General features: G+C 43.7%; 11 protein-coding genes. 6 read left to right on the top strand and 5 right to left on the bottom strand.

Annotation, left to right across the window (positions count from 1 at the left end; all coding sequences use genetic code 11):
• The 3 genes from B3O33_RS12935 to pqqA (B3O33_RS12925) form a co-directional block, all read right to left on the bottom strand.
• A partial coding sequence (locus B3O33_RS12935; protein WP_292363779.1) for a DEAD/DEAH box helicase family protein occupies nt 1-1,540 on the bottom strand: 1,540 nt, incomplete at its 3' end.
• A gap of 110 nt (nt 1,541-1,650) precedes the next feature.
• A complete protein-coding gene (locus tag B3O33_RS12930) occupies nt 1,651-1,830 on the bottom strand; it encodes a hypothetical protein (RefSeq protein ID WP_292363778.1) in 180 nt (59 codons plus the stop codon).
• Nucleotides 1,831-2,220: 390 nt separating this feature from the next.
• Nucleotides 2,221-2,292 (bottom strand): pyrroloquinoline quinone precursor peptide PqqA, encoded by a 72-nt coding sequence (gene pqqA, locus B3O33_RS12925; RefSeq protein ID WP_081443609.1) that lies wholly within the window; start codon nt 2,290-2,292, stop codon nt 2,221-2,223.
• A gap of 214 nt (nt 2,293-2,506) precedes the next feature.
• On the opposite strand from pqqA (B3O33_RS12925), the gene B3O33_RS12920 reads away from it, so the two are divergent.
• Together B3O33_RS12920 and B3O33_RS12915 are read left to right on the top strand one after the other, a co-directional pair.
• The gene (locus tag B3O33_RS12920; RefSeq protein ID WP_292360750.1) at nt 2,507-3,199 is read left to right on the top strand and encodes a plastocyanin/azurin family copper-binding protein; all 693 of its coding nucleotides are present in this window, start codon (nt 2,507-2,509) and stop codon (nt 3,197-3,199) included.
• A gap of 255 nt (nt 3,200-3,454) precedes the next feature.
• Nucleotides 3,455-3,667, top strand: a complete 213-nt coding sequence (locus B3O33_RS12915; protein WP_292363777.1) for a hypothetical protein — start codon at nt 3,455-3,457, stop codon at nt 3,665-3,667.
• A gap of 283 nt (nt 3,668-3,950) precedes the next feature.
• Here B3O33_RS12915 and pqqA (B3O33_RS12910) read toward each other — a convergent pair whose 3' ends face one another.
• Together pqqA (B3O33_RS12910) and B3O33_RS12905 are read right to left on the bottom strand one after the other, a co-directional pair.
• Nucleotides 3,951-4,022: a pyrroloquinoline quinone precursor peptide PqqA gene (pqqA, locus tag B3O33_RS12910; protein ID WP_081443609.1), complete on the bottom strand. Its 72-nt coding sequence runs from the start codon at nt 4,020-4,022 to the stop codon at nt 3,951-3,953.
• Between the two features lie 122 nt (nt 4,023-4,144).
• Nucleotides 4,145-5,221: an NAD(P)-dependent alcohol dehydrogenase gene (locus B3O33_RS12905; RefSeq protein ID WP_292360754.1), complete on the bottom strand. Its 1,077-nt coding sequence runs from the start codon at nt 5,219-5,221 to the stop codon at nt 4,145-4,147.
• A 705-nt stretch (nt 5,222-5,926) separates the two neighbouring features.
• Here B3O33_RS12905 and B3O33_RS12900 point away from each other — a divergent pair.
• The 4 genes from B3O33_RS12900 to B3O33_RS16055 all read left to right on the top strand — a co-directional run.
• Nucleotides 5,927-8,101, top strand: coding sequence for a glutamine synthetase III (locus B3O33_RS12900; protein ID WP_292360756.1), 2,175 nt, complete (start codon nt 5,927-5,929; stop codon nt 8,099-8,101).
• 207 nt (nt 8,102-8,308) lie between these two features.
• Nucleotides 8,309-8,530, top strand: coding sequence for a TA system antitoxin ParD family protein (locus B3O33_RS12895; RefSeq protein WP_292360758.1), 222 nt, complete (start codon nt 8,309-8,311; stop codon nt 8,528-8,530).
• Nucleotides 8,517-8,813, top strand: coding sequence for a type II toxin-antitoxin system RelE/ParE family toxin (locus tag B3O33_RS12890; RefSeq protein ID WP_292360760.1), 297 nt, complete (start codon nt 8,517-8,519; stop codon nt 8,811-8,813). Before B3O33_RS12895 ends, B3O33_RS12890 begins: the two co-directional genes overlap by 14 nt.
• Before the next feature lie 247 nt (nt 8,814-9,060).
• Nucleotides 9,061-9,203, top strand: a 143-nt coding sequence (locus B3O33_RS16055; protein WP_414673296.1) for a hypothetical protein, incomplete at its 3' end; no start/stop codon positions are given.

Here is a 9,203-nt window from a genome sequence, read left to right as displayed (position 1 = left end):
TATCATCATCAATACCGAAATATTGAAATGGGCAGAGATGACGTCGATTAATGGCTTCTGGCAATCGAATTTCGGCAGCAATAACGCCACCAAAATCAGCCAAAATATCGCCTCCATCGTGACGTTCTGGTGTTGCTGTCAGCCCTAGTAATATTGAAGGAGCAAAATGTGCTAATACCGAACGATAACTACTCGCGGCAATGTGATGCACTTCATCAATTACAATATAGTCATAATAATCAGTGGTGAGATTAAGTTGGCCAAGCTGATTATTCAGCGTTTGAATAGATACAAAGAGTTGACGGTAATGCTCTGGTGTATGACCTCCCACCCAGAGCTCACCAAAAGCGCCATTGCGTAAGACGCCACGATAAGCTGCTCTAGCTTGCTTTAAAATTTCTTCGCGGTGAGCTACAAATAAAAATTTTGCATCCGGTTTTGTTTTGTGAAAACGGGCAAAGTCGAAGGCGGAAATCAGGGTCTTACCAGTTCCTGTTGCTGCCACTACCAAATTACGAAAACGACTATGAACACTGCGCTCAACCGCAAGCTGCTCTAGTATCTCGTTTTGGTGAGGAAAAGGCGTGATATCGAAAAAATGCGTTGAGCTTTGCTCATAATCACCGCGTTGTTGTCTTAGTGCTCTGTTAAGTTTTTCACTACTGATCTCATCGTTATTAAATTGCTCAAAATCATTTGATGCCCAATAGGTTTCAAAGGTGCTAAGAGACTTATTGATGATGTGTGGAATTTCTTGAGAAGTGATTTTTAAGTTCCATTCTAACCCATTGGTCAATGCAGAATGAGACAGGTTTGACGAACCAATATAGCCTGTATGGTAGCTAGTATCGCGCAAAAATAGATAGCTTTTGGCGTGTAGCCTCTCACGTTTAGTGTTATAGCTCAGCCTTACTTCTGTATTAGGTAGGCTTGCCAGATATTCGACAGCTTTAGCATCGGTTGCTCCCATATAAGAAGTGGTGATGATTTTTAACTCTCGGCCGCTCGAAGTGAATGCCTCAAGCTCTTTACGGAAAATTCGGATCCCTGCCCACTTAATAAATGATACAAGCCAATAAATTTTATCGGCCGATAAAATTTCTCTTTTTAGTTCAGATTCAAGCGATAGCCCTGCATTGCTGCCACAAAATAACTCGCTTTGGGTCAAACCAGTGAGGGGAAATATGTCATTAATATAGTTTTTTAGGTCGGCAGAAACAGGGTTTTCTAAATCGTATAACGCGGTAAGAATTTTGCCTTGGCTCGTGAGTAAATTATCTTCAATAAAATCTTTATCTTGAATTTGCGTCTTTAACCAAAGTAATAGTTGGTTAGATAGTGAAATTTGCTGTTGTAAGCGGTCATCACTTGCGGGTACCGATTCAATTGCATATTCCAGAATGTGTGATAAAAAGCGTGATAACCAAACAGATGCTTCATTGCCATTTAACTCACGCTCACCAACGTAAAAGCGCTCACGGTCTATCCTGCTTTCGATGAGCTGCGTAATAAGCTGCTCATAAATTCCGACCTGCTGCATAATTTTCCTTTCATTCTAATGGCTTGTTTGAACTGGTATTACAGCTTCACAGCCACCACCCCACTTTGTGACTTATTCAATCAAGCGACCCGATTTTTTTGAAATTCAACTCACTCTTCGACCTGCTCCGTTAATCGGTAGCTAGTATTTCGACCACCACCGAGGTTTTGTATAAATATACCTCTTGTCACCAGATCCTGAATATCACGTAAGGCTTTGTCAGTAGAGCATTTCGCCAGCTTGGCATATTTGGAGGTATTCATATGGCCTTCAAAGTTATCATCCAACATGCGATTGATAATATCTCGTTGCCGTTCGTGATCGGACGTTCGTTAGTTGTTTTCTGTAACAACAAGCTTATTTACCGCATTTTATGCGGTGATTAAGTGTATTATTCACCGCAAGCGGGGGATCACCATCATTGTCTAGACACTTATCAGCCATTTCTAAAATCGCTTATCAAACGCGATGGCGTAATAACTAATTATTGAAACCATGATGACTTGGATTATGCATAAATTTTTCCATAATCTATACATGAGAAAACCTATATGTATAGATTTTATCGATTTATTAATATGCTCCATTCCTCAAGCTAAATGTCGTTAAACCCCATATCTAAATTACACCCACAAAAAAGCCCCCTTTCGGGGGCTTCTTGTTTTGCGTGGTTTCAAATCTTAACGATTGCAGATGTACATCGTTACTTCGAAACCGAAACGCATGTCTGAATATTCTGGTTTAGTCCACATGTTAATCACCTCCCGGTTATTTCGTTAACTTACAATTCAAATATTACGCCGACTTTTAAAAATGCCATAAGGGGATTTGCTTGTCCGGATTCAGGATTTTGCTTTAAGTCCTTAAAGGGGAATTCAAATTAGAGGTTTAGCGTTATTTCGAACGGACAAAGTTTGTCAGTGTCCTAATCTGGAACGAGAATTTTTTATCAGGAGAGTACAAAACATGTTTAAGGCAACTTCGACGTTAACACAGACGAAAAGAATCACCCTTGCACTGACTATGACGTTCGCAGCCGCTACGTTGTTTACGGCCTGTGGTAGCGATGACAATTCTGACACCATTCCAACCCCTGAAACGGAAATGAGCTCCGAAAATCAGAGCAACATAGAAGCGATTGAAGAAACCCCACCGAGCGCACCGGAAGCTCAAGTGGTGATTGAAAACGAACCTGCCGCTGAACTTGATCAGACTGATACCACCGTGGTGACTGAAGAAAATAACCTCACTGGAACACCAGATGATACAACCGCTCAAACCGATGAGCCAAAAAGCGAAGGAGCAGAAACCCACTTCGTGACGGCACAAGGCATGGTATTTAATCCGCTGGTCGTCAAAATTAATCCTGGTGACTCTGTGTCCTGGCGCAATATGAGTACACATAACTCAGAATCCATTGATGGCTTGATTCCGGAAGGTGCCGAGAAATGGAACTCACCGATGAGTGAAAATTACCAACGGACCTTCACCGAGGAAGGTATTTACGTATACAAATGCACACCACATATTGGTACAGGTATGGGCGGTGTGATCATCGTAGGTGACCCAGTGAATCTCGAACAGATTAAAAATGCCGATGTGACTGGCGGCGCTGGGCGTTTGGTCAGAAAGGCTATATCTGAAGCAGAAAGCATGTAATTCCACGATCAGATGGCTTGACCAAAACACTGGAGAACGCCATTGAGCAAATAATGATTAGCGTTAAATCCACGGTTCTTAACGAAGATTCCTCCCAGTTCCATAAAAAAAGGCACTTATTTTAAGTGTCTTTTTTATATCTGTTGATCAAGTCGAAAACCCTGGCAAACAATAGAATCACTATCTATCGGATAACGTTGAACTTTTTTAATAGATCGTACTCTGAAGTTATTTACCAGTAATGGAATCGTTAAAATGACTGTTAAACCCCGAAGAAGTAGCGTATCAGAGCACGCCATAATCCATAGTCAGGCTGAATTGGATCGACTGATCAATGAATTAGATGCGCAAGAACAACATGAGTTAGAAATGAGCCGTCGATTTGGAAGAAAACCAAGGAAATTGTCTGGAAAGTCTGCCCCCTTACTGCTTGCAAAAGCTTTTCAGAATATTCAAAAGAAAAATTGAAACATAAAGTTAGCTTTAAACTTTATAGCAACATTCCCAACTGACTATGTACAGAAGCAATGATTGTCGTAAATTAATACAAAAAATACTTAACATCCAGTAAGTTTTTAGGGGTGGTAGTAGATACTGGTCCCGGTAATAAATAAAACAGGCACACATTCATGAGTGCTTTTTTTATGTCTGAAATTTGAGATTTAAAATGCGATTGCCTGCTTGAATACGGAAAACTCACCCACAAAAAAGCCCCCTTTCGGGGGCTTCTTGTTTTGCGTGGTTTCAAATCTTAACGATTGCAGATGTACATCGTTACTTCGAAACCGAAACGCATGTCCGAATATTCTGGTTTAGTCCACATGATAATCACCTCGTTGGTTGTTTTGTTTGTCTTACGGTTCTCATATTACGCCGACACACAAAATTGCCATAAGGGGATTTGCTTGTCCCGGCTCAGGATTTTGCTTTATGTGCAGAGTCTATTCAGGCTTCAATAGCCACTTTTAATACCCCGTCTCGCTGATGCGAAAACAAATCATAGGCTTCGGTGATGTTTTCCAGTTTGTACCGGTGCGTCACCATGGGACTTAAATCCAGTCTGCCGTGGGAAATAACATCCATCAGACGTCGCATGCGTTCCTTACCGCCGGGGCATAAGGAAGTGATGATTTTATGGTCGCCTAGTCCTGCAGCAAATGCGCCTAACGGAATCGTCAAATCCGATGAATACACGCCAAGACTCGATAATGTGCCACCGGGTTTCAAGACGCGCAGCGCGGCTTCAAAAGTGCTCTGTTGTCCGAGGGCTTCAATCGACACATCGACACCCCGTCCGCCCGTGAGTTTGAGTATTTCGGCAACCACATCATCTTTTCGGTAATCCAGTGTGACATCTGCGCCCATTTGTTTTGAGATAGCCAGACGTTCATCCACCCCATCCACCGCAATGATAAAACTGGCACCCTTTAATCGCGCCCCGGCTGTGGCACACAAGCCAATCGGGCCTTGAGCAAATACCGCCACAATATCGCCAATTTTAATATTGCCAGATTCCGCACCGGCAAATCCGGTCGACATAATATCCGGACACATCAGCACCTGTTCATCGGTTAAATTATCTGGGACGGGGGATAAATTTGCCTGGGCATCGGGGACCAGAAGGTATTCGGCCTGTGCTCCATCAATCGTATTACCAAACCGCCAGCCGCCCATGGGCTTGTAGCCATGAGAGTGTGTTCCACCATCCTGTGCCGAGCAACCATCCTGACAGGCATAGGACGTATAGCTGGGACAGATTGCACCGGCTATTACCCGCTGTCCTTCATGGTAGCCGTGAACATTTTTGCCCAGCTTTTCAATAATACCGACGGGTTCATGACCAATCGTCAGACCTTTTTCAACGGGATACTCGCCTTTCAGAATATGCACATCCGTGCCACAGATAGTTGTCGTGGTGATTTTGACAAGGGCATCATTGTCGCCAATCTCCGGGATAGGTTTATCGTCAATCTCGATCCGGCCAGGCTCAATAAAAATAGCTGCTTTCATCATGTTTGCCATAACACTACTCCTCGTAAATGCCTATCAGGCTCTCTTGTAAAGAGAGCAATAGAAGCAGCCTAGATCTTTTAGCAGTGTGTGTCATTGACCCAGATCATTTCCGGCAACACTTGCCACTCAGTAAATCAGGCTCTGTGGTGAAATTTTCAGTGGCAGATAAAAAGATGTCAGGCAAAAGCCTGACAAAAGACAACGAGAGAGACAACGTCAACGACCAGAAGAATCTTCTGTTATGTCTACTTATCCGCCTTATTCACTGGAAAAACCGTGAATTATTTCCGATATTTGAAATATCCCTGTTCAAATGCTCAAAAAGTTGCGTTTGCTTCATACTTAAGGTCCGTTTACCAGGCTGGAAAAACCGGCCTATGTAAATACGCCGCGAAACAGCGTCAGTTATTGGAGCATCTGGCTGTATTTGTATGCGTCATTTTGGTGCGTCACGCACCTTCTTCGCTCGCAGCCAGCATGACTCCGCCACACCGTCAGCCCTTTATAAACTCAGTAACACAGGTCTGTGCTTGTTTTGCTGAATTTTGCATTTTCTATGATAATTGGACAGCTTATTGCTTATGACTGTGGTTGGACAAAAGAACTTAATGGTCGTGTTCTGTTTCGTCGCTCTACTCATGATCAATCTTTACGAAATTAAGCTTCTTACAAACTTAAACATGAATTAACAATCACCGCATAAAGGATATTGAAATGAGTGGAAATGAGTCGCGCCTAGCAGCAATTTCACAAATCACCAACCGCGAAAAGATCGCTGTAAAAACCCCTGAATCGTTAGATAAGATTTGGGCAACGGATGTATTCAACCTGGCCACTATGGAACAGGCATTGAATAAATCAGCATTTAAAGCGGTTAAACAAACCGTGCAAACAGGTGCACCACTCTCACCGGCAGTCGCCGATGTTGTCGCTGCAGCGATGAAGAACTGGGCTTTATCCAAAGGCGTGAAGTTCTTTTCTCATATTTTCTATCCCATGACCAATATCACCGCTGAAAAACATGACGGTTTTATTGTGACCAATTCTGAAGGGAACGCGATTACCGAATTCTCAGGCAGCTTATTGATTAAAGGTGAACCGGATGGTTCATCATTCCCGAACGGTAGCCTGCGCATGACCAATGCCGCACGCGGTTATACCGCATGGGATCCAACCAGCCCGGCGTTCATCATGCATACCGAAAATGGTTCAACGCTGATGATTCCAAGCGTGTTTATGTCATGGACCGGTGAAGCGCTGGATAAGAAGATTCCGTTACTACGCTCCAATGCCGCCTTGGATAAAGCCGCTCAGAAAGTACTGAAGTTAATGGGCGAAACCGACGTCGCTACCTTAAGTTCAAGCTGTGGTGCCGAGCAGGAATACTTCTTGGTCGATATCAATTTCGCTAATGCCCGCCCTGATTTATTGTTAGCGGGTCGTACCTTGTTTGGTGCTTCACCAGCAAAAGGTCAGCAATTTGATGATCATTACTTTGGTGCGATTCCAGAGCGAGTACAAATCTTCATGCAGGATTTTGAAGATCAGCTGTATCGTCTGGGTATCCCTGCCAAAACGCATCATAACGAAGTGGCTCCGGGCCAGTTTGAAATTGCCCCGTATTACGAGTCTGCCAACATCGCTGCCGACCACCAGCAGTTGATGATGACGTTGATGAAAAGCACGGCAAAAAAACACGGTTTTATGTGCCTGTTGCATGAAAAACCATTCGCTGGCGTCAACGGTTCCGGCAAACACGTCAACTGGTCTGTCGGGAATGCTACACAAGGTAACTTACTGGATCCCGGCAGCACACCACACGATAACCTCAACTTCCTGTTGTTCTGTGGTGCGGTGATTCGTGGTGTACATAAATTTGGGCCATTGCTGAGAGCGGTTATTGCATCCGCATCAAATGACCACCGTTTAGGTGCCAATGAAGCACCGCCAGCTATTTTGTCTGTTTACCTGGGTGACCAGCTGGAAAAAGTGTTCCAGGACATTAAAGACGGCAAAATCGCCACCTCGAAACAAGGTGGTGAAATGGATCTGGGTCTGTCACAAATCCTCAAATTTGAACGGGATCCGGGTGACCGTAACCGGACATCTCCGTTTGCCTTTACCGGTAACCGCTTTGAATTCCGTGCCGTGGGTTCATCACAATCCGTATCTGGCCCATTAGTCGCAATGAACACCATTCTGGCGGACTCGTTAGAGTGGGTAGCTGGAAAACTGGAAGCTGAACTGGCAAAAACCGATTCCCGTACCACTGCTGTTTTGGCCGTATTAAAAACGCTGATGGAAGAACATGGCAATGTCGTATTCGGTGGCGATGGTTATTCGGCAGAATGGCATAAAAAAGCGGTTGAAGAATGTGGTCTGAAAAACCTGCCAACCACCGCTGATGCACTTCCATACCTGCGTGATGACTCAATTCGTCAGCTGTTTTCATCAACAGGAGTATTTTCTGCCGCTGAACTTGAAAGCCGCTATGAAGTGTATGCCGAACAGTATATTTTATCGATCGAAGTTGAAGCCAAACTGGTGGTCGAAATGGCTAAAACCATGATTTACCCGGCCGCTACGCAATATCTGGCTGAGCTATCAATGGCTAACAGTGGCATGGCCGATCTGGGTATTGAAATGGATAACGCCATTGCCCTATCGATTGCCAATGAAACCAATGCCATGATCGCAGCAGTTGCCGAACTTTCCAGCGCTATTAAACAACATGACTTTGAGTCGATTGAAGCGCACATGAATTTCTGCGCCCATGATATTCGTGGCTTAATGTTGAAAGTACGCGCTCACGTTGATGCTTTGGAAGCGGAAGTTGCTGATGATTTATGGCCTCTGCCGAAATACCGTGAAATGTTGTTTATTAAATAAACCATCACCTCAGTCACACGTAACAAAAAAGGGCCAGAGAATTTTCTCTGGCCCTTTTTTTGTATAGTTTAAACAAACCAAGTTGGCTTTTATTTTAACTCTCAATAGTTCTCTCGTTAACAAAGAGTCAACTATCGGAATCTGTAGCGGATTGCCTCAATTGTAGCGTATTGCTACAATCACTAAAACTGCATTGAGGAAAAATATATGGCTACTAACAGCATACGATTGGATCAAGAACTGATTGAAAAGGCCACCATTATGGCCAAAGCGCTTAACCGAACTCCACCCAAGCAAATTGAGCATTGGGCCAAAATCGGCGAAATGATGGAAGATAATCCCGATTTGCCTTACGAGTTTGTTAAGCAGGCTATCATCGCCAAAGCAGAGCGAGAAGCTGGCAAACTGGAGGTCTATGATTTTGGTTGAAGCCTCCCGTGTTTTACAGACCCCTAACTTCAAAAAAGCTGTAAAGAAACTTAAGCCCAACCAGAAAAAAGAGCTCGATTCGGCCGTCAGAGAACTTATGGCCAACCCCAACCTTGGCGAGCAAAAGAAAGGAGATTTGGCTTTTCTGAGAGTATATAAATTTAAAATGAGTAAACAACTTACTCTACTTGGCTACAGTTTTGATGATGGTGCCTTAGTTCTGGAATTAATGGCCTTAGGTTCACACGAAAATTTCTATCGTGATATCAAGCGCCTCAAATGAAGTTTTGGCATAGAAATCAATCCGAAAACTAGAAACCGTATCAAGCTGATTAATCCATCCTACTTGGTAAAAATCAATCTTCTAAATCTCTCCTTTTTTCAAGGTAATTATCCCTAGCTGAACTGGCATAAATACTGCTCATTGAAAACCTAACGACACTCTACACGACGCAGGATGGCGCTTTATCAACAGCGAAAGCAAAGCGCTCGCACCGATAGAGTGCTGACTTCATTTTCGGAGACTGCCAATGTCAGATATGAGTGCACTAGATACACTATGGTTGTTAATTGCAGCGATGCTGGTGCTAATCATGCAGGGTGGCTTCCTGTGTCTGGAGTCGGGGCTTACCCGCAGTAAAAATGCGATTAACGTGGCACTTAAAAATGCGTT

Origin of the sequence: Methylophaga sp. UBA1464 (genome assembly GCF_002325665.1) — a bacterium.
Lineage (GTDB): Bacteria > Pseudomonadota > Gammaproteobacteria > Nitrosococcales > Methylophagaceae > Methylophaga.
Note: the sequence above shows the minus strand (reverse complement) of the source record. Positions and strands in the feature narration are given on the sequence as shown.